Below are 22,183 nucleotides of genomic sequence, written 5' to 3'. Positions count from 1 at the left end.
CGGTGCAAGAGCCCCTTGCGCCATTGCGCCAGGGGCTTCGTCCATCTCGGGCCAGACTGCGGTCTACGCAGGATGCCCCAACCGGAAGGGGTGTACGCCTGTGCCGGCACTCGTGCTCGTTGGTGCCCAGTGGGGAGACGAGGGCAAGGGGAAGGCCACCGACCTCCTCGGCGGCTCCGTCGACTACGTCGTCCGCTACCAGGGCGGCAACAACGCCGGTCACACGGTGGTCATCGGCGACCAGAAGTACGCCCTGCACCTGCTGCCCTCCGGCATCCTCAGCCCCAACGTCGTGCCGGTGATCGGCAACGGCGTGGTGATCGACCCGGGCGTGCTGCTCTCCGAGCTCAAGGGCCTGGACGAGCGCGGCATCGACACCTCGAAGCTGCTGATCTCGGGCAACGCGCACCTGATCACCCCGTACCACCGGACGCTGGACAAGGTCACCGAGCGCTTCCTCGGCAAGCGCCGGATCGGCACCACCGGCCGCGGCATCGGCCCCGCCTACGCCGACAAGATCAACCGGGTCGGCATCCGGGTCCAGGACCTGTTCGACGAGTCGATCCTGCGCCAGAAGATCGAAGCCGCGCTGCACGACAAGAACCAGCTGCTGGTCAAGCTCTACAACCGGCGCGCGATCCCGGCCGAGCTGGTGCTCGAGGAGTACCTGGGCTACGCCGACAAGATCAAGCCGTACCTGGCCGACACCACGCTCGTCCTGGACGAGGCGCTGAAGGCGGACAAGGTCGTCCTGCTGGAGGGCGGCCAGGGCACCCTGCTGGACGTCGACCACGGCACGTACCCGTTCGTCACCTCGTCGAACCCGACCTCGGGCGGCGCCTGCACCGGCTCCGGCATCGGCCCCACCAAGATCGACCGGGTCATCGGCATCCTCAAGGCGTACACCACCCGCGTCGGCTCGGGCCCGTTCCCGACCGAGCTGCTGGACGCCGACGGCGACGCGCTGCGCCGGATCGGCGGCGAGCGCGGCGTCACCACCGGCCGCGACCGGCGCTGCGGCTGGTTCGACGCGGTGATCGCCCGCTACGCGACCCGGGTCAACGGCCTGACCGACTTCTTCCTCACCAAGCTGGACGTGCTGACCGGCTGGGAGCAGATCCCGGTCTGCGTGGCGTACGAGATCGACGGCAAGCGGGTCGAGGAACTCCCGTACAACCAGTCGGACTTCCACCACGCGAAGCCGGTCTACGAGAACCTGCCCGGCTGGAGCGAGGACATCTCGAAGGCGCAGACCTTCGGCGACCTGCCGAAGAACGCCCAGGCGTACGTGAAGGCGCTGGAGGAGATGTCGGGCGCCCCGATCTCGGCGATCGGCGTCGGCCCCGGCCGGACCGAGACCATCCAGATCAACTCCTTCCTGTAGGCCCGTAGGCCTGTAGGCCGTACCCGGCGGGCCGTGGTGCGAAAGGCCCGGCGCTCCCGCGCGCACGCGGGGGTGCCGGGCCTTTCGCACACCTCCGGACGAATGCACTAGTGCAAAAAGCACTTGCTACTGGTGCAACACCGCCCTACCGTGGGGCGCATGGTCTCGAAGCTGCCCGCACCCGTCGTCCTCACCGGCCGGCACGTCCGGCTGGAGCCGCTGACCCGCGCCCACGTGCCCGACCTGTTCGCGGCCGGCGGCGGGGACGAGGAGGTGTGGCGCTGGCTGCCCTCCCCCGTCCCGCGCACGGTGGCGGACATGGCGGCGGTCGTCGACGCCCGGCTGGCCGACCGCGACTGCACGCCGCTGGCGGTGGTGGCCCGGGCGAGCGGGCGGGCGGTCGGGGTCAGCTGCTACCTGGACGCCGACGCGGCGGACGAGCGGCTGGAGATCGGCGGCACCTGGTACGGCCGCTCGGTGTGGCGGACGGCGGTGAACACCGAGGCCAAGCTGCTGCTGCTGGCGCACGCCTTCGAGGACCTCGGCACCGGCCGGGTCTGCTGGAAGACCGACCACCTCAACGAGCGCTCGCAGAACGCGATCCGGCGGCTCGGCGCCAGCTACGAGGGCACCTTCCGGCGGGCCAGGCGGCGGCCGGACGGCAGTTGGCGCGACAGCGTGTACTTCTCGATGCTGGCCGACGAGTGGCCCGCCGCCCGGGCCCGGCTCACCGAACGGCTGGCCGCGGGCTGAACCCCCGGGCGGGGCGGGTCAGTAGATGGCGGCGGAGACGATCGCCGCCACGGCCAGGTTGGTGGAGGCGGTCACCCAGACCGCCGGGTGCGGCTCGCCGTCGACCAGCAGCTCGCCCAGCTTGCCGGGGGTGACCAGGTCGAGCACCCAGAACGAGACCGCCATCAGCAGCAGGCCGAACAGGCCGAACACGGCGGCCGCGGCCAGGCCCTTGACGAACTCCTGGTAGGTCGAGATCACCGCGGTGAACACGATCGCGCCGATCGCCAGCAGCGCCGAGCTGAGCACCACGGCGGCGTTGCGGTTGCGCTCGATCCAGATCTGCCGGCGCAGCTCGCCCGGCGTCAGCGCGTCGACCAGCAGGACGCCGAGCAGCAGCAGCACCAGGCCGACCGCGCCGTAGGCCGCCGCGTACCCCAACTGGTGAAGGATGTCGTTCATCCGCCCCGCCCCTCCTGCCTGTCCGCCTGCCGGCCCCGTGCCGAGGACCGGCACAACATAGCGCACGGGGCGGCGGCGGAAGGGGGCTGCGGCGGGGCTCAGTCGTTGTGCTCGACCAGGCGGTCCAGGCAGACCGCGACGGCGATCATCAGCGGGACGTCGACGCCGTCCTCGATCTCCACGCCGTAGGTGTCGCGGATCCGGAACCACTTGCGGGAGACCTCGGCGAGGCGGTGGCCGTCGCCCTTGACGGTGTACTCCTTGTCGAGCAGGTCCCCGTGGACCTCGTACTCGCCGCCGTTCTCCAGCTCCACGTGGTACTTGTCGTGGAACGGGGTGAACAGCTTCTTGCGGACGGTCGCGACCACGTCCCCGTCCGCGTTCTCGATCTTCATCGCGTCGCGGACGGTCAGCACCTTCTCCCGGATGGTGGCGACCGTGTTGCCCGCGGTGTCCTGCAGTTCGAAGGTGTCGCGCAGGCGCAGCACCTTGCCGTCCACCAGGAACGCCTTCTCGCCGTGCTCGTCCTCGACCCAGTAGTCGTCGCCGACCGCGAAGAGCCGCTCCTTGACCACGAACTTCCGACCCATGTCCCCGACTCCTCGTCCTGTTCGCCGACCCGCCGTCGGGCGGCACCCGACATGGTGCCACCGGGGCCTAGGTCGCGTCCCACAACAGGCGGTAGTAGGCGAGGCGTTCGGTGTCCGGCTCGACCCCGTACGCCGCCAGCAGCGGGAGCTCCCAGCCCGGGCCGTAGTTCCACACCGTGCTCCAGGAGGCCACCGCGAGGTCGGCCCAGCGGTCGGCGGTGCCCAGGGCGCCCAGGTCGACGTGGCCGCGGAAGCGGCCGTCGTCGCCGATCAGGGTGTTGGGCGCGCAGGCGTCCCCGTGGCAGACCACCGGGCGGTCGACCGGCGGCGGGTCGGCCAGCACGGCGAGCGCCCGGTCCACCGTGCCGTGGTGGCGCAGCTCCGGGTGCCACGCCTCGGGCGGGCGGCGCAGCTCGACGGCCCGGGCGACCCGGGACGGCGCCGACCAGTCGTACGGGCAGTCGGCCACCGGCAGCGCCTCGTGGAAGGCGCGCAGGCCCTCGCCGATCGCCCGGACGGCCGTCGCCGGATCCCGCTTCCACGCCTCGTCCACGGCCGAGCTGCCCGGCAGGCCGGCCGTCAGCAGCCAGCTGCCGTGCTCGTCGGCACCCAGCTCCAGCACCTCGGGGACGGTGGTGAACCGCCGTGCCCAGCCCAGCCGTTCGGCCTCCGCCGCGAGGTCCGCCGGGCTGCCGGCCGGCGCCCACTTGGCGAACCGGCGGCCCGGCCCGTCCCCCAGCCGGAACGTCAGCCCGTGCAGCTCGTTGCGCCACACCGCGGCGATCGGCGCGCCCGCGGCCAGGGCGAGCACGGCGGACGGGACGGCGACCTCGCCCTGCGGCGCGTGAGCGGTCATCCGGCCATTGTCGTCCGGCGCCCGTGCGGCGTCACCCGGATTCCGGCGGGAACCGCGGCGGGAGGCCGGGCGTGCCTACTGGCACGAGGAACGGGGGGACGACGTGTCCGAGGAGAACCGCGCCACGGCGCCGGGGCCGGGGCCGGGCGAACCGATCGGCACCGGCCGCACCGCGGACGTGTTCGCGCTGCCCGACGGGCGGGTGCTGCGCCGCTACCGCGAGGGCGCCGAGGCGTGGGCCGACGCGCACGCCGAGGCCGAGCTGATGGCGTACCTGGCCGGGCACGGCTACCCGGTGCCGGCCGCGTGGCCCGGCGAGCGGCCCGCGGACCTGCTGATGGAACGGCTGGCGGGCCCGACCCTGGCGCAGGCCGTCACCACCGGCGCGGTCGCGCCCGACGCCGCCGGGCGGATCCTCGCCGACCTGCTGCTGCGCCTGCACGCCCTCCCGCCGCGCACCGGCGCCCGGCCCGGCGACCGGGTGCTGCACCTCGACCTGCACCCCGAGAACGTGCTGCTCACCGCGCGCGGGCCGGTGGTCATCGACTGGGCCACCGCCGCCGAGGGCGACCCCGGCCTGGACGTCGCGATGAGCGCCGTCGTCCTCGCCCAGGCCCTGCTCGGCATGCCCGCCTTCGCCGACGCCGCCCCCGCCGTCCTCGTCCCCCTGCTGCGCGCCCTCCCCCCGCTCACCGAGCCCCACCTCGCCCGGGCCCGCGCCCGCCGCGCCGCCGACCCGGCCCTCGACGCGGCCGACCACGCACGGCTGGACGCGGCCGTCGCCCTGGTCCGCGCCTGCGCGGCGGCTGCGGCTGCGGCTGCATCCGAGAGCTGACGGCTTCTCTGACGGCCCCGCGCGCGACGGCGCGCGCGGCCGGGGCCGCCAGTACTACCCCCCGCCGAGGAGGGGCCGGTGCGGGTGAGTAAGTTGTGCGCGCACGACACTGTGTGCCCATAGCTCAGGAGGGGGTCTCCGCCCGTGCGGACGACAGTTTTCAAGCGCACCACCGCCGCCCTGCTCGGCGCGGCCGCCATCGCGCTGGCGGCCCCGGCCGTCCAGGCCAACGCCGACTCGCCCTCGAACCCGACCTCCGTCCAGCTGGCGCGCGGCTCGCAGCTGACGGCCGGCCAGTACCTGCAGAGCGGCGAGTCCCAGCTCGTCATGCAGGACGACGGCAACCTCGTCCTCTACCTGGTCAACACCGCCGGCCGGCGCGGCCCCGCCGTGTGGAGCACCAGCACCTGGGGCAACCCGGGCGCCCACCTCGTCATGCAGGACGACGGCAACCTCGTCCTCTACCGCCGGGGCGGCGACACCCCGACCAACGCGGTGTGGAGCACCAGTAGCTGGAACAACCCCGGCGCCTACCTGACCATGTGGGACGGCCAGGTGATGCTGGTCACCGCGCAGGGCCGCGCGCTGTGGGAGACCGGCACCGGCGTCTCCGTGGCCGTCGGCTACGGCGGCTCCAACCCGGCCGGCATGTTCAACTCCAACCGCGGCCTGATGACCGGGACGTGGCTGAAGTCGAACTCGGTGTGGCTGGTCAACCAGCAGGACGGCAACGTCGTCCTCTACCGCAAGCGCGACGGCGCCGCCCTGTGGTCCACCAACACCCCGGGCCGCCCGAAGTCCACCGCCTTCGTCCAGACCACCTCGTCCACGGCCGCCATCGTCATGTACGACGTCAAGACCGGCGCGACCGTCTGGCGCACCCCCGCCAAGGGCGGCCCCGGCACCTACGCCGTGGTCCAGGACGACGGCAACTTCGTGGTCTACAACGGCTCCAACCAGGCCGTCTGGTCCACCGGCACCTGGGGCAACTGGTAACCACCACCCCCACCCGGGGGCCCGGACGCACCCGCGTCCGGGCCCCTTCCCGTCCGCCCCGGCCCGATGGGGTTGACCGAGGGCATGACTTCTCGTGCACGCGTCCGCGCCCCTGGAAGGATCACCCCCGGGGGTGACACCGCGGCAACCGGGCAGAGCCCCCCGCCCGAAGTTGATAAGTTCAATTAGCCACCATCGGCATGTATCAACTCTCGGGGAGGAAGTTCGTGGCAGGCAGGGGCAGGCCCAGTCGCAGCACGGTGTACCAGCGGCTGAGCGGGGCCCTGGCCGAGCTGAACGAGCGCTTCGGCGGGCTGCCGAGCCCCCGGGAGGCCCGAGAGATCTGGGACGACATCTGGCACCAGGAAGCGCACCATTCGACCGCGCTCGAAGGCAACACCCTCGTCCTTCGCGAGGTCGAGGCGCTACTCGACCAGGGCCGAGCCGTCGGTGCCAAGCCGCTGAAGGAGTACAACGAGGTCCAGGGCTACGCGGATGCCGCCCGTTGGGTCTACGGGCAGGCCCTTGAACCGGACGCATGGCATGACGGACGGCTGATCACGCTCGGCGAGGTCCGCCACATCCATCACGTCGCCATGTCGCCGGTCTGGAACGTCGCGCCCCATCCGGAGGCCACCGACCGGGAGGGCCCCGGCAGCTTCCGGGAACACGACATCCACCCGTTCGCGGAGGGAATGACGCCCCCGAAGTGGCCGCTCGTTCCTCCCCGTGTCGAGGAGTGGGTCGGCGAGGTCTGTGCCTTCGGCAAGCAGATCGGGGGCGGTGAGGAACTGGGCCGGCCGCTCCCGGAGGTCCTGGCCGGGATCCACAACCGGTTCGAACGCATTCATCCGTTCCTCGACGGTAACGGGCGAACAGGACGACTGGTGATGAACCTCGTCCTCGTCCGCCTGGGCTACCCGCCGATCATCATCCTCAAGAGGCAGCGGGAGGCTTACCTGGCCGCCCTGCGCCGCGCCGACGCCGGTGACTGCGGAACCCTCGGCGAGCTGATCGCCCGGGCCATGGAGGACAACCTCAACCGCTTCATCGTGCCGAACGTGGCCGGCCCCGCACGGCTGGTTCCGCTCGCCGCGCTGGTGGACGCAGAGCACTCCCTGGCCGCACTGCGGCAGGCGGCCCAACGGGGTCGGCTCAACGCCGTGCAGGGGCCGGACGGGGTGTGGCGCTCGTCCCGGAAGTCCGTGGCCGCCTACCAGGCCGACAAGCACCGGCGCAGGCCCAAGTCCGACGGGGTGTGAGCGCAGGAGTGAACAGCTCCCCGGCCCGGTGAGGTTGACTGGGGGCATGACTTCTCGTGCACGCGTCCGCGCCCCCGAGCTGGTGGGCAAGGGCGGATGGCTGAACACCGGGGGCAAGGACCTGTCCCTGGCCGACTTCCGCGGCAAGATCGTGATCGCGGACTTCTGGACCTTCTGCTGCATCAACTGCCTCCACGTCCTGGACGAACTCCGGGAGTTGGAGGAGCGGCACCGGGACACCGTGGTGATCGTCGGCGTGCACTCGCCGAAGTTCGTCCACGAGGCCGACCACCGGGCGGTGGTCGACGCGGTGGCCCGGTACGAGGTGCACCACCCGGTGCTGGACGATCCGGAGCTGGTGACGTGGAAGCAGTACGCGGTGCGGGCCTGGCCGACGCTGGTGGTGATCGACCCGGAGGGGTACGTGGTCGCGCAGCACGCCGGGGAGGGGCACGCGCACGCGATCGCGAAGCTGGTGGAGGAGCTGGAGGCCGAGCACGCGGCGAAGGGGACGCTGCGGCGCGGGGACGGGCCGTACGTGGCGCCCGAGCCGCAGGCGGGTGACCTGCGGTTCCCGGGGAAGGCGGTGCGGCTGCCGGACGGGCACTACCTGGTCGCGGACTCGGGGCACCACTCGCTGGTGGAGCTGGACGCGGACGGCGAGCGCGTGCTGCGGCGGATCGGCGACGGGGTGCGCGGGCTGGTGGACGGGGCCGCGCCGCGGTTCAGCGAGCCGCAGGGCCTGGCGCTGGTGCCGGAGGGGCTCGACCCGGGGTACGACGTGGTGGTGGCGGACACCGTGAACCACGCGCTGCGCGGGGTGCGGCTCGCGGACGGCTCGGTGACCACGCTGGCCGGCACCGGCAAGCAGTGGTGGCAGGGCTCGCCGACCGCCGGTCCGGCCCGCGGGGTGGACCTCTCCTCGCCGTGGGACGTGGCGTTCTTCGACGGCGAGGTGTGGATCGCGATGGCGGGCGTGCACCAGCTGTGGGCGTTCGACCCGGTGGCGGGCACGGTGCGGGTCGCGGCCGGCACCACCAACGAGGGCCTGGTGGACGGCCCGCCCGACGAGGCCTGGTTCGCCCAGCCGTCCGGCCTGGCGGTGTCCGCGGACGGCGAGCGGCTGTGGGTGGCCGACGCGGAGACCTCCGCGCTGCGCCGGGTTTCCCGTGGAACCCACGAGGTGCGCACCGCCGTCGGCACCGGCCTGTTCGACTTCGGGCACCGCGACGGCGCCTCCGGGCAGGCGCTGCTCCAGCACCCGCTGGGCGTGACCGTGCTGCCGGACGGCTCGGTGGCCGTCAGCGACACCTACAACCACGCGCTGCGCCGCTACGACCCGGCCTCCGACGAGGTCAGCACGCTGGCCACCGACCTGCGCGAGCCGTCCGGCGCGGTGGTGGTGGACGGCGACATCGTGGTGGTGGAGTCGGCCCGGCACCGGCTGACCAGGCTGCGGCTGCCCGAGGAGGCCGTCCGGGTGGAGGCCGTCGCGCACCGCACGCAGCGGGCCGCGACCGAGGTCGCCCCGGGCGCGCTGCGGCTGGACGTGGTGTTCTCCGCGCCGACCGGCCAGAAGCTGGACGAGCGCTACGGCCCCTCCACCCGGCTGCTGGTCAGTGCGACGCCGCCGGAGCTGCTGGTGTCCGGCGCGGGCGCGGACAGCGCGCTCAGCCGCGAGCTGGTGCTCTCTCCCGAGGTCGCCGAGGGGGTGCTGCACGTCTCGGCGATGGCGGCGTCCTGCGACGACGACCCGGCGGTCGAGTACCCGGCCTGCCACGTGCACCAGCAGGACTGGGGCGTGCCGGTGAAGCTGGTGGCGGGCGGCGCGAGCCGGCTGCCGCTGGTGCTGGCCGGGATGGAGTGACGCGCGGACGGGGGCGGGCCCGCGCGGGCCCGCCCCCGTCGTCCGGGGGGCCGCTCAGCCCTCCAGGAAGGCCTTGATCGCGCTCGCCAGGTAGTGCGGGTCCTCCGCGCCGCACAGCTCGCGGGCGGAGTGCATGGACAGCGCGGCGATGCCGCAGTCCACGGTGGTGATGCCGAGCCGGGCCGCGGTGATCGGGCCGATCGTGGTGCCGCAGGGCATCGCGTTGTTGGAGACGAAGGACTGCCAGGGCACGCCGGCCCGCTCGCAGGCGGCGGCGAACACCGCCCGGCCGACGCCGTCGGTGGCGTACCGGTTGTTGACGTTGACCTTGAGGATCGGGCCGCCGTTGGGCATCGGGTGGTGGCCGGGCTCGTGCCGCTCGCTGTAGTTGGGGTGCACGGCGTGGCCCATGTCGGAGGAGAGGCAGACGGTGCCGGCCAGCGCCCGGGCGCGGTCCTCCAGGGTGCCGCCGCGGGCGTGGCAGGAGCGCTCCAGCACGTTGCCCAGCAGCGGGCTCTGCGCGCCGGTGTCGGACTCGCTGCCGGTCTCCTCGTGGTCGAAGGCGGCCAGCACCGGGATGTACGGCAGCTCGCCGCCGGCCTCGGCGACGGCGGCCAGCGCGGCGGTGGCGGCGTGCACCGACAGCTGGTTGTCCAGCCGCGGCCCGGCCAGCAGTTCGCGGTCGCGGCCCAGGTAGGCGGGCGGCTGCACGTCGTGCGCCATCAGGTCCCACCCCGCGATGTCGGCGGCGGCCAGCCCGGCCTTCTCCGCGACGTACTCCAGCAGGGCGCCCTCGGTGGTGCCGCCGATTCCCCAGATCGGCGTCAGGTGGCGCTGGCGGTCGAGCTTGAGGCCGTCGTTGACCCCGCGGTCGAGGTGGATGGCCAGCTGCGGCACCCGCAGCAGCGGCTCGTCCAGGTGCACCAGCCGGGTCGAGCCGTCGCGCAGCGCGAGCCGGCCGGAGAGCCCGAGGTCCCGGTCGAGCCAGGTGTTCAGCGGGACGCCGCCGTAGATCTCCACGGCGACCTGCCGCCAGCCGGCCGAGCTGGTGTCGGGCACCGGCTTGACCCGCAGGTTCGGCGAGTCGGTGTGCGTGCCGACCACCCGGTACGGGGTGGCGGCCGTCGCGTTCTCCGGCACGTACCAGGCCATCAGGGCGCCGCCGCGCACCAGGTAGCGGCCGCCGCCGTCGCCGTCCCAGGCGTCCGTCTCGCTGACCCGGCGGAAGCCGACCCGCTCCAGCCGCTCGGCCGCGCTCGCCACCGCGTGGTACGGGGAGGGGGAGGCGGCCAGGAAGGCGACGAGGTCGTCCGTGTGCTTCCGGTCGAAGTGGGCCCTGCGGGCGGCGGTCGACATTTTGCTCCTGGGTAGAGGGCGGGGCGGGCCTGGTGGGGTTGCGGGTCCGCCCCCTGAGCATATGCCCGTACACGGACAGGACTTCGGGAAGTCCGCAACGGTGACACAACAGTGAACGCAGCGCGACACAACGCGACGCGGCGCGCCCGCACCGCCCGGGAACGGCACCGCCGGGCCGCCCGGAACGACGCCGCGGGGCCCGGTGCAGCACCGGGCCCCGCGGGGTGAGGGTGGGTCAGGCGGTCCTGTGGCGGGCGCGCCGGATCAGAACGACTCCTCGGCCAGCTCCATCAGCTCGTTGTCGATGTTCTCGGCGATCTGGCGCTGCGCGGCGGTGGTCGGCAGCACGGTGCGGGCGAAGTGCTTCGCGGCGGCGACCTTGCCCCGGTAGAACGGGACGTCCTTCCCGGAAGCGCCGGCCTCCAGCTTGGCCAGCGCGACGGCGGCCTGGCGCAGCAGCAGCCAGCCGACCACCACGTCGCCGGAGACCATCAGCAGGCGGGTGGTGTTCTGGCCCACCTTGTACATGTTCTTGACGTCCTGCTCGACCGCGGTCAGGTCGGCGATCAGGGTGCCGACGATGGCCTCCAGGTCGCCGGCGGCCTTGGCCAGCAGGTCGCGCTCGGCGGCCAGCTCGGCGCCGCCCTCGCCGGTGGCGAGGAACTTGCCGATCTGCTCGTTGACCGCGGTCAGCGCCTGGCCGCCGTCCTTGACGATCTTGCGGAAGAAGAAGTCCTGGCCCTGGATGGCGGTGGTGCCCTCGTACAGGGTGTCGATCTTGGCGTCCCGGATGTACTGCTCGATCGGGTACTCCTGCAGGTAGCCGGAGCCGCCGAAGGTCTGCAGCGACTGGGCGAGCTGCTCGTAGGACTTCTCCGAGCCGTAGCCCTTCACGATCGGCAGCAGCAGGTCGTTCAGGCGCTCGGCGGCGGCGTCGTGCTCGCCGCGCAGGCGGGCGGCCAGCATGTCGTCCTGCACCGAGGCGGTGTACAGGACCAGGGCGCGCATGCCCTCGGCGTACGCCTTCTGGGTCAGCAGCGAGCGGCGCACGTCGGGGTGGTGGGTGATGGTGACGCGCGGCGCGGTCTTGTCCATGAACTGCGCGATGTCGGCGCCCTGCACGCGCTCCTTGGCGTACTCCAGCGCGTTCAGGTAGCCGGTGGACAGGGTGGCGATGGCCTTCGTGCCGACCATCATCCGGGCGAACTCGATGATCTTGAACATCTGGCGGATGCCGTCGACGGTCTCGCCGAGCAGCCAGCCCTTGGCCGGGTGCTTGGCGCCGAAGGTCATCTCGCAGGTGTTGGACGCCTTGAGGCCCATCTTGTGCTCGACGTTGGTGGCGTAGACGCCGTTGCGCTCGCCGAGCTCGCCGGTCTCCCAGTCGAAGTCGTACTTCGGCACGATGTACAGGCCCAGGCCCTTGGTGCCCGGCTTGCCGCCCTCGGGGCGGGCCAGCACCAGGTGGACGATGTTCTCGGACATGTCGTGCTCGCCCGAGGTGATGAAGCGCTTGACGCCCTCGATGTGCCAGGAGCCGTCGTCCTGCTTGATCGCCTTGGTGCGGCCGGCGCCCACGTCGGAGCCCGCGTCCGGCTCGGTCAGCACCATGGTGGCGCCCCAGAGGCCCTCGACCATGCGCTGGGCGACCTTCTGCTGCTCCTCGGTGCCCTCGTCGTGCACGACGCCGGCGAAGGCCGGGCCGGAGGAGTACATCCAGATCGCCGGGTTGGAGCCGAGCACCTGCTCCGCGTACGCCCAGACCAGGGAGTTCGGGGTGACCTGGCCGCCGATGCCCTCCGGGATGCCCAGGCGCCACCACTCGGCGTCCATGAAGGTCTGGTAGCTCTTCTTGAAGGTCTCCGGGATCGGAGCGGTGTTGGTCTCCGGGTCGAACACCGGCGGGTTGCGGTCGGCGTCGACGAAGGAGGCGGCGAGGTCGTTCTCGGCCAGCCGGGCGATCTCGGCGAGGATGTTCTTCGCGGTGTCGACGTCCATCTCGGCGAACGGACCGGTGCCGTACACCTGGTCGCGGCCGAACACCTCGAAGAGGTTGAACTCCACGTCCCGCAGGTTGGACTTGTAGTGACCCATGACCGTTTCTCCGGTTCGTCTGCTCCACGGGCGGCCGATTCCGGCGCACCGCTTACCCACCAGTACGCCCCATGATGCTACCCGTTGGTAACTTGTTCAAGCCCCCTGACGTGACCGGGGTATGAACGTGGTCACGTCCCACAATGGCGCCCCGCCCGGGATTGTGCGGATCACCCGCCCCCAAGCGGGGCGCGGCCCGATAGCCTTGTCCCCGTGTACGGCTACGAGCAGAGCGCCTACCAGGACCCCTACCAGCAGCAGATGCAGCAGGGGATGTCCGGCATGCCCGGCCCCGGGTACGGCGACCCGCAGGCCGCCCAGCAGTCGCTCTACCCCGAGCCCTCCCCGCCCTCGCTGGCGGACGCGGTGCGCGCCTTCACCACCGGCGCGATGCCGGTGGAGGACTTCCAGGCCATCTTCATCACCTCCAAGGTGTACTGCCCGCGCGGCGACCGCCCCGGCTTCCTGGCCCTGCACAACACCCCGACCCCGGTGATCCCGATGTTCAGCTCGCTCAAGGAGCTGAAGCGGTACGCGGGCAAGGAGTCCAAGCACTTCTCGGTGACCGGCGCCGAGATCCTCGACCTGCTGCCCACCGGCTACGGCTTCGCCCTCGACATGGAGGGCGAGCACCGGATGGTCTTCGACGCCCGCGCGGTCGAGCAGATGGTGGACTTCACCATGCGCCGGATGTACGGCTGACCTCCCCCCTCCCCCTTCTTGCGGTTCTCGCCCGGGCGGGAATGCACCCACATAGTTCAACGTTCAACCTTGCGAGTGGTTGAGAGTTGAACTACTGTGGTGGACGTAGGCCACAGACCCGCCGAAGGAGGCCGACATGCCCGCCGTGACCGTCGAGAACCCGCTGACCCTGCCGCGCGTCACCACCCCCGACCCGGTGCACAGCACCGCCCGGCCGGTCCTCACCGTGGCCACCGCGCCCGAGGGCTACGAGGGCGAGGGCTTCCCCGTCCGCCGGGCCTTCGCGAAGATCAACACCAAGTTCCTCGACCCGTTCATCATGATGGACCAGATGGGCGAGGTCGACTACGAGGCCGGCGAGCCCAAGGGCACCCCCTGGCACCCGCACCGCGGCTTCGAGACCGTCACCTACATCATCGACGGCACCTTCATCCACCGTGACTCGCACGGCGGCGGCGGCACCATCACCGACGGCGACACCCAGTGGATGACCGCCGGCTCCGGCCTGCTGCACATCGAGACCCCGCCCGAGTCGCTGGTGATGTCCGGCGGCCTCTTCCACGGCCTCCAGCTCTGGGTGAACCTGCCCGCCTCGGACAAGATGATCACCCCGAAGTACCAGGACATCCGCGGCGGCAGCGTCAAGCTGCTCACCTCCGCGGACGGCGGCGCCCTGATCCGCGTCATCGCCGGCGAGGTCGACGGCCACCAGGGCCCCGGCGCCACCCACACCCCCATCACGATGACCCACGTCTCGCTCACCCCCGGCGCCCAGCTCACCCTCCCCTGGCGCCCCGACTTCAACGCCCTCGCCTACGGCCTCGCCGGCAGCGGCTCCGCGGGCGAGGAGCGCCGCCCCTTCCGCACCGGCCAGGCCGTGGTCTTCGGCGACGGCGACAGCCTGACCATCCGCGCCGACGAGAAGCAGGACTCCCGGTCCGCCACCTTCGAGTTCGTCCTCCTCGGCGGCCTCCCGATCCGCGAGCCCGTCGCCTGGTACGGCCCGTTCGTGATGAACAGCCACCGCGAACTCCAGCAGGCCATGGAGGACTTCCAGGCCGGCCGCCTCGGCACCGTCCCGGCCGACGCCAACTGACCCACGACCGGTCCGACCGCCGGTGCCCGCACCCCGCTCCCGCAGCGGACGTGCGGGCACCGGCCGTTCCGGCACCGGTCACCGCCCGCCGGACGTCGGGGCCCGGGCGGCCCGGGCGGCCCGGGGGATCAGCCGGTGGCCGTCGCGGCCGGACCGACCGGCAGCGCGGCCCGTGCGGCACGCATCGCGTCCCGGACGCGGGCGGCTCCCCGGCCGCGCGCTCCCGCCCGCACCGGAGGCGGGCCGCCGGTCCGGCAGGCCCGCGCAGGGGCCGCAGATGCCGGGGCGGGGCACGGGGTCGTGGCACCTGGCGCACTCCGCGTAACGGGCCGGGGCGGGTCGCGCGGCGGGCGGCATCTTGCGGGTCAGGCGGTCGCGGAGCACGGCGGCCGGTGAGTGCAGCGGGACGGGCAGGCCCGGCAGCAGGGCGGCGGCGAGGTCGGCGGGGGTCGCGCCGCGCTCCAGCCACCGGGCGACCAGGGGAGCGAGCTCCCCGGCCTCGCCCGCACCGAGACACAGCCGGGGTTCGGGCCGGATCACCCGGAACAGCGCGGCGACCGCCTCGCGGGTCTGCGCGTCCGGCACCGGCGGGAGTTCCGCCGCGTCCTGCCGCGCTCCCCCGCCCGCCTCCGGTTCACCGACGGGCTCGACGGGCTCGGCGTGCTCTACGGGCGCGGCGGGGTGGGAGGGTTCTTGGTCCCCGTCCTTTGGAAGGACGTCAGCAGCGCCGGTGGTCGGCCCACCGGGTGCCGGACGGGTGGCACCCGGTAGCGGCGGGCGCTGCGGGACGTCGTAGACGTGGGCCTCGGTGATGATCCGGCCGTCGGACAGCCGGATCTTCTCCACCCGGTAGTACCCGGCTTCGGTCAGCTCCCGCAGGGCCCGGCGGATCGCACCGCGCCCCTGCGGGCTGGTGTCCGCCATGTGCCGCCCGTCCTCGCGCCAGCCGTCCGGGCGGGAGAGCAGGTCCGCGAGCAGCCCGCGGGCGGTGTAGGACAGCTGTCGGCACTGCAGCAGGCAGTTGGGCAGCACGGTGAAACTGCGCGCGTGAGCGCTACGATGAACACGCATCGGGAGGGTTTGCTCCTGGTGTCGGACCCCGGGGTGTTGGCGCACCGCCGGGGTCGTCTTTTCTGGTTCTTGGCGTGGGGAACGTAGCACACGTACCAGTGGAAAACCGACACGGTCGACGGGTGACCGGCATTGCGCTCACGCTGTCCCCATCAGCCGTCAAATAGCGCACTGAAAAAGACCTTTAGCGATCCGACGCATCGTCAATGCGCAGTTCGACATGGCTCGGCCCGGCCCCGGACCCCACCCGTCGGAGCCCTCCGCCGCACCGCCCGCCGTCCGGTTGACCGCCCCCGTCCCGCCTTCGGATCGTTTGCTTCCGGTTCGGTCACGGCTTCGGTGAACGCGGACGAAGGATCGGGGCGGGGAGCGAGGATGATCACGTCTCATTCACATCCGATCACCCGAGGAACACACCAGTGAACCCGTACCAGACGCCATCGACCACGCCGGAGCAGCGGACGACGGGGAACCGGGTGCTGCGGATCGCCCTGCTGGTGTTCCTGCCGCCGGTGGCCGGGGTGATGGTGTGGCGTTCGAAGCGGCTGCACCGGGGGGTGCGGGTGCTGTTGCTGGTGTGGTGCGTGGTGATGTCGTTCATCTGGCTCGCGGGGCTCTTCGGATCGGAGAAGCGGGGCACCGAGCCCACGCCCGCGCCCGCGCCCGCGGCCACCACGGCCTCGCCGAGCCCGGTGGCGAGCGACAGCCCCTCGCCGAGCCCGACGCCCACGCCTGAAGCGACGCCCACGCCCACGCCGGAGCCGACGCCCAGCCCGACGCCGACGCCGACGCCGACCCCGGAGGCGCCCACGCCCACCACGCCGCCGGTGGCTCCGGAGCCCGCGCAGACCGAGAACGAGCCCGAACCGTCCCGCACCACCGAGCAGCCGGCGGCGTACTACAAGAACTGCACCGAGGCGAAGGCCGCCGGGGCCGCACCGCTGCACCGGGGCGAGCCCGGGTACCGCTCGGCGCTCGACCGGGACGGGGACGGGGTGGCCTGCGAGAAGTAGGCCCCGCACCGCGCGAACCCCGCCCCCGCCGGCTGCGAAGCGGTGGGGGCGGGCTTTTCCGCGAGACCTGGCGGCCGGTGCCCGCCCCGGGCCTCGGCACCGACTACTGGACGCTCTCCGCCGTGGTCGCCACCGGCCCGGACGACGTCTGGGCGGCGGGCACCGAGCAGGTGCCGAGCAGCCAGTCGGCAGGGCCCCTGCCCGTGGCGAGTGGGCACCTCTGTGCTGTTCGGAGGCGGATCACTCGACCGGGATCCCCCTGGACCACAACTCCTCCGCGTGTTCGGCAAAGCGGTCGAAGAGTCCGCCCTGCTCGACTCGGCGCAGGTGCAGGAGCGGGGAGTCATGGCCGACCAGCCGAGCCAGGTGCGGAGTCACCAACTCCTGCTCGTCGAACCGGAAAACGGACAGGCTGACGTGGTTGGTGGCGTCCTCCGGTGCGCTGAACCGGGCCTCCAGCCCCTCCGACTCCGCTATGCCCTCCAGGGACTGGAGGGTGATCCGGATGCGGGTGGAGACCGTGAGCGCGGTCTCTTCGACGGCCTCCCGCTGCCGGGTCACCGCCCCGTCCGGGTCCCCCAGGAGGAACCGCACCCGGCACCCCGCTTCGAGCTTGCGGCGCAGCGTCTCGGCGAAGTTCGGCTGTTCCAGCCAGACGAAGTAGTTGGTATAGCCGGCGAAGAACACGTTCTCGGCGGCCTTCCCGATCAGCTCCCCCCACACGGTGGACGGACAGGCCGACCGGTACGGGTAGGAGTGGACCAACTCCCTGTCGTGCCCCGTCTTGATCTTGTCCTTCACTACCTGCGGCCAGATCATCTCTTCGTCAACTCCCAACGCCCTGCAGGCGTCCTCACGGTTCCGTGGGTGCGGCACGCGGTCCGGATCGGCCAGCCAGCGCTCTACGGTCTTCCGAGTCACCCCTGGCAATAGGCAGAGGCGCGCTCGAAGCCCCCGGGGGCATTCGGGCCTTCTTCGAGACTACGACTCCATCGGACTGACTGCTCGTCAGTTGACCGGCGGCAGCGGGAGCCGTCCCGCCCTCGGGCCGGAGCCTGCGGGACGGGCGGGAGGGCATCACCACGCTGGGCGAACTCACCCCGCTGGGGCGCGTGGTGGAGGAGCTGTGACGGACGAGACCGCTCGCAGGGCGTGGGAGGCGGCGTCCCGCTTGGCGGCGTTGACGGGTGCGGAAGTGCAGGTGTCGGAAGTCGCCGGGGGGGTCCGCATCAGGTTTCCGGTGAACTCCGGCGACAGCGGCACGGACCACGGTGCGGTGCTGTCCGTCCTCGGTGAGTCCGACCGCTACGGGCACCGGAGATCACGCGACGGCAGCGAAGAACTCTGGGCCGCCTACCACCGCCCCTGATCAGTCCCGGGGCGGGCGCGGGGCGGGCGGCAGGTCGAGTTCGGCGAGCACGGCGGCGCCCGCCGCGGCCTTGTCCCGGTCGGGGCCGGTCTCGGGGTCGGTCTCGGCGGCCCGCAGGCGGCGCAGTGCCTCGGTGAGCCGGTCGGTGGCGCCGCGGAGTTGGGCGGCGCGCTCGGCGTGCAGTCCGGTCATCGGGTCGTCGACGACGGTGACCGGGATGCCGCGTTCCCGGGCGACGGCGAGGAGTGCCTCGCCCGCCTCCGGGATCAGGGTGAGCGCGGAGGCGGCGAACAGGCCGCCGGCCAGGTTCTTCGGACGGCCGATCAGGTTCTTGGCGACGATCTCGCAGGGCAGTGAGCGCTCCTGCCGCTCGGCGGCGGCGGTCGCCGCCAGGGCGACGGTGAGCAGCGCCTCGGCGGCCCTGGTGACCAGCCACTTGCGGCCGGGGACGGGCGGCAGGAACTCGCGGATCCGGTCCACCTCGCGCTCGACCACCACGTCCGGCAGCAGGTCGACGGTGCTGTGGCAGCGGATCTCCAGCACCCTGCCCCAGGCGACGGACTCCCCGTCGAAGCCGACCTCGTCCGGCCCGACCGCGACCTGGCCGAGCCCGTCCAGCAGGTGCAGCAGCCGCACCGCCGGGCCCGGGACGTGCGGCAGCCGCCCGACCAGCCCCGCGAGCGAGACCTCCCAGTCCTCCGTCGGCGGCACCCCCGGCTTCGGGTGCGTCTCCAGCGCCCGCCGCGCCCAGTCCGACCCGGCCCTGGCCCGGGCCGAGGCCACCGCGCCCGAGACCGCCCCCGTCACGGCGCCCGACACCGACCCGAGCGCCGCCCCGGCCCGCCGTCCCGCCCCCTCGCCGACCTGCCTGATCCCCACGCCCGTCCTCCCCCGTGTCCTCGCTGCGCGCACCACGCTACCGGCCGTGGGTTCGTAGGCTGGAGGGCAACGGGAACACCGGACCGAAGGAGCGGCAATGGCGACGATCCACGACACCACGATCGAGCCGGACAAGCTGGAGATGCTGGCGAAGTGGCTGCCGGAACAGGACTGGTTCCGGCCCGGCGGCGGCGAGTTGGCGCGGGCCGGCGGGTTCCGGCTGGACGATCCGGCGGGCGAGGTGGGCATCGAACTGCTGGTGGTGACCGACGACCGGGACGCCTACCTGGTGCCGATGGCCTACCGGGGCGCGCCGCTGGAGGGAGCCCCGGCCGGGGCGCTGATCGGGACGGCCGTGCACGGGGTGCTGGGCGCGCGCTGGCTCTACGACGCGGCCCAGGACCCGGTGGCGAGCGAGCAGTTGGCGCGGCTGCTGAGCGGGGAGGCGGTGCCGCAGATGCAGCACGAGAGCGACACGGTGGACGACGGCGTGGCGGTGGCCCCGACGGCGGGCCCGGCCGTACCGGTGCTGCGCCGGGTGCTGGTGCCCGTCGGCCCCGCCGGGGAGCCCGCGCCGGGCGAGGCGGTGGCCGGGTACACCGCACCGGACGGGACGGCGCAGCGGGCGGTGTTCGTGGCGGACGGCCGGAACTGACGGGCGGGCGGAACTGACGGACGGGCGCCGGGCCGGGGCTGAGGTCGGGGTCGGGGCCGGGCTGATCCGGGGTCAGAGGCGGGCGTAGAGCGCGGCCGCGTCGTCGTGCGCCTTGCCGCGGGGCCAGCGCAGGCAGGCGGCGTCGGTGCGCTCGGCGGCCCGGACCTGGGCGATCAGCTCGGCCGGTCCCGCCTCCGCCAGCAGTCGCACGGCGTCGGCCCAACTGCCCAGCCCCAGGCGGTCGGTGTAGCGGGCGGCACCGTCGGAGAGGGCGGCCACGCCGTGCAGGTCGGCCCGGGCGACGGTGCCGGTCTCGGCGTGCGCGGCGGCGTGCGGGGTGGCGGCGGCGATCCACGGGCCGCGCCCGGTGTTGCGGGCGGCCCGGACGGCGACCGCGTACCGCATGTACAGCGCGGCCCGCTCGGCGGTGCCCGGAACGGTCGACCAGATCTGCCGGCGCAGCGCCTCGCCGCCGGGGAAGCGTTGGTTGTCGCCGATCACCCGGGGCGGACCGTCCTTGAGGTGCAGCACCAGCAGGGAGTCGCCGAGCGCCAGGTACTCCAGGGTGTCCTCGCGCAGCCGGGCGGCGACCACCATGGCGGCGGGCGTGGCCGGGTTCGCCAGGTCGCAGGCGCCGCCGTGCAGCGCGGCGGTCTCGGCGATCGCGTCGGAGAGGCAGTCGGCGATCGGACGGTCGACCCGGTCGGTGAGCCTGGCCAGCAGGTGCACCCCGAGGCGGCGCACGTACCAGGCGATGCCGTGGGTGCAGCCGGACGGCAGGGAGTCCGGGGCGCTGGAGCCGTCCAGGAGGACGAGCGCCTCCGGGGTGGCGACCGCGAAGTCCTCGTTGGCCCGGTCGGGACGGCGTGCTTCGACTGCCAGCTCTACCCGCATGCCCACCAGTCTGCGGCCGCCGCCCGGTCCCGAACAGGGGGACGACCGTGTTCCCTCCCGGGAGTGGTCGGGCGCTGATCGGACATAATGGTGCGAAACCGGGCAATCAACCGCCCTCGCCCCTCCGTCCCCGTCCTTGTCCCCGTGCCCGACGTCCGCGACAGGAGCGTCCCCATGGTCTGGCAGTTCTTCGTACTGGTGATCGCCTCGATCGGCTTCCCGATCCTCGCCCTGCTGTTCATGATGGGCGGCCTGGAGTACCGCGACGACCGGCAGCACCCGCACGGCACGGCCCGCCAGGGCTGACCCGTCCCGCCCCGCCCCATACGGTCGGACGGCGTCCGGACGGCGACCGGACGGCGGCCCCACGGCCGCCGGACGCGGCGCGCCGGGGCCCGCCGACGGCGATATCGGCTGACAGCACCCCCGGTCGGCATGACAGGGTGTGCTCCAGCACACCAGCTTCCCGTCCAGGAGGTCCCGAATGAGCAGCGACACCGCCCCAGCCGCCGAGCCCGCGCCGGACGCCACCGCCGACGCCGACACCGGCACCGAGGCCGCCGCCCCGGAAGACCAGAAGGCCAAGTTCCTGGCCGCGTTGCAGCGCAAGGGCAACGGGGGCCGGGGCTCAAACGGCGGCCCCGGCGGCGACTCGAAGATCCACGGCACCCACGGCGCGGCCGGCGGCAAGCGCACCTTCCGCCGCAAGAGCGGCGGCTGAGCACCCGCCCGGCCCACCGCCCCGGACGGCCGGTCCCGCGCCACGTGCGCAGGACCGGCCGTTCGGCGTTCCCGTCGGCCCTCCGTCAGGCGACCGGGACCGCGGGGGGCTCCGCCGCCTCAACCGCCTCAGCCGCCTCCGCCAACGGCGCGACCGGCGCTGCCGACGCAACCGGCGCAACCGACGTCGGCAGCGCGGCAGGCCCGACCGACGGCACCGGCACCGGCACCGGCACTGGCACTGGCACTGGCACTGGCACTGGCACTGGCAACGGCTCGGACAGGAAGGCCAGCACGTTGTCGACCACCGTCGGCTCGGACAGCACCCGGCGGTGGCCGAGCCCCCGGGTGGTGATCAGGCGCAACTGCTCCTCGCCGTACGCCGCGCGCAGCAGCTGCGACTGGCGGTACGGGACGACGTCGTCACCCTCGTCGTGCACCGCCAGGATCGGCGCGGTGACCAGCTCCGGGCGGCGGGTGGCGTCGAAGCGCTGCCAGATGTCCCCGGCGCCCGGCAGCAGGACCTGCTCGATCCGCCGCGCCAAGTCCCGCTCCAGGCGCTCGTTCAGGCCCAGGATGGCCGTGAACGCCTCGACCAGGTAACCGAATTCGGCAAGCCCCGCGATCGAGACGAGCCGCCCCACCGGCACCCCCTCGGCCATCGCGAGGAGGGTGCAGCAGGCCCCGAAGGAGTGCGTGACGGCGGCCTCGAACGGGCCGTACCGCTCGGAGAGCCGACCGATCAGCTCGCGGTACTCCAGGATCGTGACGCTCCGCCCCCCGGAGTCACCGTGAGCGGGCGCGTCGAAGGCCACCGGGCTCATCCCGAGGTCCAGCAGCCCCTGCACGTACGGGGTGAACCGGGACGCCCGGGACCGCCACCCGTGCACCAGCAGCACCGGCCGCCCGCCGTCACCCCACCGGTAGACCCGCACCCGCTTGCCGTTCACCACCAGCTCCTCGGTGGTCGCACGGTCGTGCAGCTCGCGCTCGGCGGGACGGACCCGGCTGCGGCGCATCGGATGCCGGAAGAGCTCGAAGACCACCCGCCCCGGCGGGGCGGTGGCGACCCGGGAGGTGGCGTTCAACGCGGTGCGCACGAGAGCGGTAGCTACCATGGGCGGAATATTAGCACGACCGTTCGTGCAGTTTTGAGGGCGCGGAGAGGCACACCGAGAAGGCGCGAGCCGGCAGACTCCGGCGGGGCGACGGGTGGTGGGTGGTACGTGGTGGGTGACGGGCGGTGAGTGACGGGCAGCGGTCGACGGGTGGTGGGCAGCAGTCGACGGGCGGCGGGCGGTCAGGCCGGTCAGGCCGGTCAGGCCGGTCAGGCCGGTCAGGCCGGTCAGG

The 22,183-nt window shown here is 73.1% G+C and carries 24 protein-coding genes; 13 read left to right on the top strand and 11 right to left on the bottom strand.

What is annotated here, in order from left to right; translation table 11 throughout:
• The first annotated feature begins 100 nt into the window (after window positions 1-100).
• Window positions 101-1,384: an adenylosuccinate synthase gene (locus HUT16_RS19195; RefSeq protein WP_176189364.1), complete on the top strand. Its 1,284-nt coding sequence runs from the start codon at window positions 101-103 to the stop codon at window positions 1,382-1,384.
• Between the two features lie 159 nt (window positions 1,385-1,543).
• The gene (locus tag HUT16_RS19190; RefSeq protein WP_176189363.1) at window positions 1,544-2,137 is read left to right on the top strand and encodes a GNAT family N-acetyltransferase; all 594 of its coding nucleotides are present in this window, start codon (window positions 1,544-1,546) and stop codon (window positions 2,135-2,137) included.
• Between the two features lie 18 nt (window positions 2,138-2,155).
• Here HUT16_RS19190 and HUT16_RS19185 read toward each other — a convergent pair whose 3' ends face one another.
• The 3 genes from HUT16_RS19185 to HUT16_RS19175 form a co-directional block, all read right to left on the bottom strand.
• Entirely contained in the window at window positions 2,156-2,578 is a 423-nt protein-coding gene (locus HUT16_RS19185) for a DUF350 domain-containing protein (RefSeq protein WP_176189362.1), read from the bottom strand.
• Window positions 2,579-2,676: 98 nt separating this feature from the next.
• Window positions 2,677-3,168, bottom strand: coding sequence for an LURP-one-related/scramblase family protein (locus HUT16_RS19180; protein WP_176189361.1), 492 nt, complete (start codon window positions 3,166-3,168; stop codon window positions 2,677-2,679).
• Window positions 3,169-3,235: 67 nt separating this feature from the next.
• Window positions 3,236-4,024, bottom strand: a complete 789-nt coding sequence (locus HUT16_RS19175; protein ID WP_176189360.1) for an aminoglycoside 3'-phosphotransferase — start codon at window positions 4,022-4,024, stop codon at window positions 3,236-3,238.
• Window positions 4,025-4,127: 103 nt separating this feature from the next.
• Here HUT16_RS19175 and HUT16_RS19170 point away from each other — a divergent pair, with 103 nt between their 5' ends.
• The 4 genes from HUT16_RS19170 to HUT16_RS19155 all read left to right on the top strand — a co-directional run bounded on the left by HUT16_RS19170 (window position 4,128) and on the right by HUT16_RS19155 (window position 8,984).
• Window positions 4,128-4,859, top strand: coding sequence for a phosphotransferase (locus HUT16_RS19170; protein ID WP_176189359.1), 732 nt, complete (start codon window positions 4,128-4,130; stop codon window positions 4,857-4,859).
• A gap of 144 nt (window positions 4,860-5,003) precedes the next feature.
• Window positions 5,004-5,855 (top strand): hypothetical protein, encoded by an 852-nt coding sequence (locus HUT16_RS19165; RefSeq protein WP_176189358.1) that lies wholly within the window; start codon window positions 5,004-5,006, stop codon window positions 5,853-5,855.
• Between the two features lie 260 nt (window positions 5,856-6,115).
• Window positions 6,116-7,117 (top strand): Fic family protein, encoded by a 1,002-nt coding sequence (locus HUT16_RS19160; protein WP_217712085.1) that lies wholly within the window; start codon window positions 6,116-6,118, stop codon window positions 7,115-7,117.
• Window positions 7,118-7,163: 46 nt separating this feature from the next.
• Window positions 7,164-8,984, top strand: a complete 1,821-nt coding sequence (locus tag HUT16_RS19155) for an NHL domain-containing thioredoxin family protein (protein ID WP_176189356.1) — start codon at window positions 7,164-7,166, stop codon at window positions 8,982-8,984.
• A gap of 54 nt (window positions 8,985-9,038) precedes the next feature.
• On the opposite strand, the gene HUT16_RS19150 is transcribed toward HUT16_RS19155, so the two are convergent.
• Complete coding sequence (locus HUT16_RS19150) at window positions 9,039-10,340, bottom strand: M18 family aminopeptidase (protein ID WP_176189355.1); 1,302 nt, start codon at window positions 10,338-10,340, stop codon at window positions 9,039-9,041.
• Window positions 10,341-10,604: 264 nt separating this feature from the next.
• Entirely contained in the window at window positions 10,605-12,434 is a 1,830-nt protein-coding gene (locus HUT16_RS19145) for an acyl-CoA dehydrogenase (protein ID WP_176189354.1), read from the bottom strand.
• 273 nt (window positions 12,435-12,707) lie between these two features.
• On the opposite strand from HUT16_RS19145, the gene HUT16_RS19140 reads away from it, so the two are divergent.
• On the top strand, window positions 12,708-13,136 hold the full coding sequence (locus HUT16_RS19140) for an SseB family protein (RefSeq protein WP_234337291.1): 429 nt from the start codon (window positions 12,708-12,710) through the stop codon (window positions 13,134-13,136).
• 136 nt (window positions 13,137-13,272) lie between these two features.
• Complete coding sequence (locus HUT16_RS19135; RefSeq protein ID WP_176189353.1) at window positions 13,273-14,232, top strand: pirin family protein; 960 nt, start codon at window positions 13,273-13,275, stop codon at window positions 14,230-14,232.
• A 78-nt stretch (window positions 14,233-14,310) separates the two neighbouring features.
• Here HUT16_RS19135 and HUT16_RS19130 read toward each other — a convergent pair whose 3' ends face one another.
• Together HUT16_RS19130 and HUT16_RS38285 are read right to left on the bottom strand one after the other, a co-directional pair.
• Window positions 14,311-15,264 carry a hypothetical protein gene (locus HUT16_RS19130; protein WP_254897879.1) on the bottom strand — a complete coding sequence of 318 codons (954 nt, stop codon included), beginning with the start codon at window positions 15,262-15,264 and terminating at the stop codon, window positions 14,311-14,313.
• Window positions 15,265-15,703: 439 nt separating this feature from the next.
• Entirely contained in the window at window positions 15,704-16,114 is a 411-nt protein-coding gene (locus tag HUT16_RS38285; RefSeq protein ID WP_176189352.1) for a hypothetical protein, read from the bottom strand.
• 16 nt (window positions 16,115-16,130) lie between these two features.
• Here HUT16_RS38285 and HUT16_RS38280 point away from each other — a divergent pair, with 16 nt between their 5' ends.
• Window positions 16,131-16,316: an excalibur calcium-binding domain-containing protein gene (locus HUT16_RS38280; RefSeq protein WP_254897878.1), complete on the top strand. Its 186-nt coding sequence runs from the start codon at window positions 16,131-16,133 to the stop codon at window positions 16,314-16,316.
• Between the two features lie 240 nt (window positions 16,317-16,556).
• Here the strand turns inward: HUT16_RS38280 and HUT16_RS19115 are convergent, their stop codons facing one another.
• Window positions 16,557-17,135, bottom strand: a complete 579-nt coding sequence (locus tag HUT16_RS19115) for an XRE family transcriptional regulator (protein ID WP_176189351.1) — start codon at window positions 17,133-17,135, stop codon at window positions 16,557-16,559.
• A gap of 421 nt (window positions 17,136-17,556) precedes the next feature.
• Here HUT16_RS19115 and HUT16_RS39280 point away from each other — a divergent pair, with 421 nt between their 5' ends.
• Window positions 17,557-17,685, top strand: a complete 129-nt coding sequence (locus HUT16_RS39280; RefSeq protein ID WP_303392083.1) for a hypothetical protein — start codon at window positions 17,557-17,559, stop codon at window positions 17,683-17,685.
• Here the strand turns inward: HUT16_RS39280 and HUT16_RS19110 are convergent, their stop codons facing one another.
• The gene (locus tag HUT16_RS19110; protein ID WP_176189350.1) at window positions 17,686-18,564 is read right to left on the bottom strand and encodes a hypothetical protein; all 879 of its coding nucleotides are present in this window, start codon (window positions 18,562-18,564) and stop codon (window positions 17,686-17,688) included.
• A gap of 97 nt (window positions 18,565-18,661) precedes the next feature.
• Between HUT16_RS19110 and HUT16_RS19105 the strand changes: the two genes are divergently transcribed.
• Window positions 18,662-19,219: a 1,4-alpha-glucan branching protein gene (locus tag HUT16_RS19105; RefSeq protein WP_176189349.1), complete on the top strand. Its 558-nt coding sequence runs from the start codon at window positions 18,662-18,664 to the stop codon at window positions 19,217-19,219.
• 72 nt (window positions 19,220-19,291) lie between these two features.
• Here HUT16_RS19105 and HUT16_RS19100 read toward each other — a convergent pair whose 3' ends face one another.
• Entirely contained in the window at window positions 19,292-20,113 is an 822-nt protein-coding gene (locus tag HUT16_RS19100; RefSeq protein WP_176189348.1) for an integrase, read from the bottom strand.
• A gap of 174 nt (window positions 20,114-20,287) precedes the next feature.
• On the opposite strand from HUT16_RS19100, the gene HUT16_RS39275 reads away from it, so the two are divergent.
• Both HUT16_RS39275 and HUT16_RS19095 read left to right on the top strand, forming a co-directional pair.
• A complete protein-coding gene (locus HUT16_RS39275; protein ID WP_303392082.1) occupies window positions 20,288-20,419 on the top strand; it encodes a hypothetical protein in 132 nt (43 codons plus the stop codon).
• Between the two features lie 178 nt (window positions 20,420-20,597).
• Window positions 20,598-20,834 (top strand): DUF5302 domain-containing protein, encoded by a 237-nt coding sequence (locus tag HUT16_RS19095; protein ID WP_176189347.1) that lies wholly within the window; start codon window positions 20,598-20,600, stop codon window positions 20,832-20,834.
• Between the two features lie 85 nt (window positions 20,835-20,919).
• Here the strand turns inward: HUT16_RS19095 and HUT16_RS39270 are convergent, their stop codons facing one another.
• On the bottom strand, window positions 20,920-21,951 hold the full coding sequence (locus tag HUT16_RS39270; RefSeq protein ID WP_303392081.1) for an alpha/beta hydrolase: 1,032 nt from the start codon (window positions 21,949-21,951) through the stop codon (window positions 20,920-20,922).
• Window positions 21,952-22,183 lie beyond the last annotated feature (232 nt).

It is taken from the genome of Kitasatospora sp. NA04385 (assembly GCF_013364235.1).
Classification (GTDB): Bacteria; Actinomycetota; Actinomycetes; order Streptomycetales; family Streptomycetaceae; genus Kitasatospora.
The sequence above is the reverse complement of the archived record's forward strand: the minus strand, read 5'-3'. Positions and strand labels throughout refer to the sequence as shown.

Bases quoted from the DNA above. Each gene is read 5' to 3' on its own strand.
- HUT16_RS19140 (WP_234337291.1), top strand. From the start codon at position 12,708: ATGTCCGGCATGCCCGGCCCCGGGTACGGCGACCCGCAGGCCGCCCAG.
- HUT16_RS19100 (WP_176189348.1), bottom strand. From the start codon at position 20,113: ATGCGGGTAGAGCTGGCAGTCGAAGCACGCCGTCCCGACCGGGCCAAC.
- HUT16_RS19145 (WP_176189354.1), bottom strand. From the start codon at position 12,434: ATGGGTCACTACAAGTCCAACCTGCGGGACGTGGAGTTCAACCTCTTC.
- HUT16_RS19180 (WP_176189361.1), bottom strand. From the start codon at position 3,168: ATGGGTCGGAAGTTCGTGGTCAAGGAGCGGCTCTTCGCGGTCGGCGAC.
- HUT16_RS39270 (WP_303392081.1), bottom strand. From the start codon at position 21,951: ATGGTAGCTACCGCTCTCGTGCGCACCGCGTTGAACGCCACCTCCCGG.
- HUT16_RS19150 (WP_176189355.1), bottom strand. From the start codon at position 10,340: ATGTCGACCGCCGCCCGCAGGGCCCACTTCGACCGGAAGCACACGGAC.
- HUT16_RS39275 (WP_303392082.1), top strand. From the start codon at position 20,288: ATGGTCTGGCAGTTCTTCGTACTGGTGATCGCCTCGATCGGCTTCCCG.
- HUT16_RS19155 (WP_176189356.1), top strand. From the start codon at position 7,164: ATGACTTCTCGTGCACGCGTCCGCGCCCCCGAGCTGGTGGGCAAGGGC.
- HUT16_RS19135 (WP_176189353.1), top strand. From the start codon at position 13,273: ATGCCCGCCGTGACCGTCGAGAACCCGCTGACCCTGCCGCGCGTCACC.
- HUT16_RS19115 (WP_176189351.1), bottom strand. From the start codon at position 17,135: ATGATCTGGCCGCAGGTAGTGAAGGACAAGATCAAGACGGGGCACGAC.
- HUT16_RS19095 (WP_176189347.1), top strand. From the start codon at position 20,598: ATGAGCAGCGACACCGCCCCAGCCGCCGAGCCCGCGCCGGACGCCACC.
- HUT16_RS19105 (WP_176189349.1), top strand. From the start codon at position 18,662: ATGGCGACGATCCACGACACCACGATCGAGCCGGACAAGCTGGAGATG.
- HUT16_RS19175 (WP_176189360.1), bottom strand. From the start codon at position 4,024: ATGACCGCTCACGCGCCGCAGGGCGAGGTCGCCGTCCCGTCCGCCGTG.
- HUT16_RS19190 (WP_176189363.1), top strand. From the start codon at position 1,544: ATGGTCTCGAAGCTGCCCGCACCCGTCGTCCTCACCGGCCGGCACGTC.
- HUT16_RS19185 (WP_176189362.1), bottom strand. From the start codon at position 2,578: ATGAACGACATCCTTCACCAGTTGGGGTACGCGGCGGCCTACGGCGCG.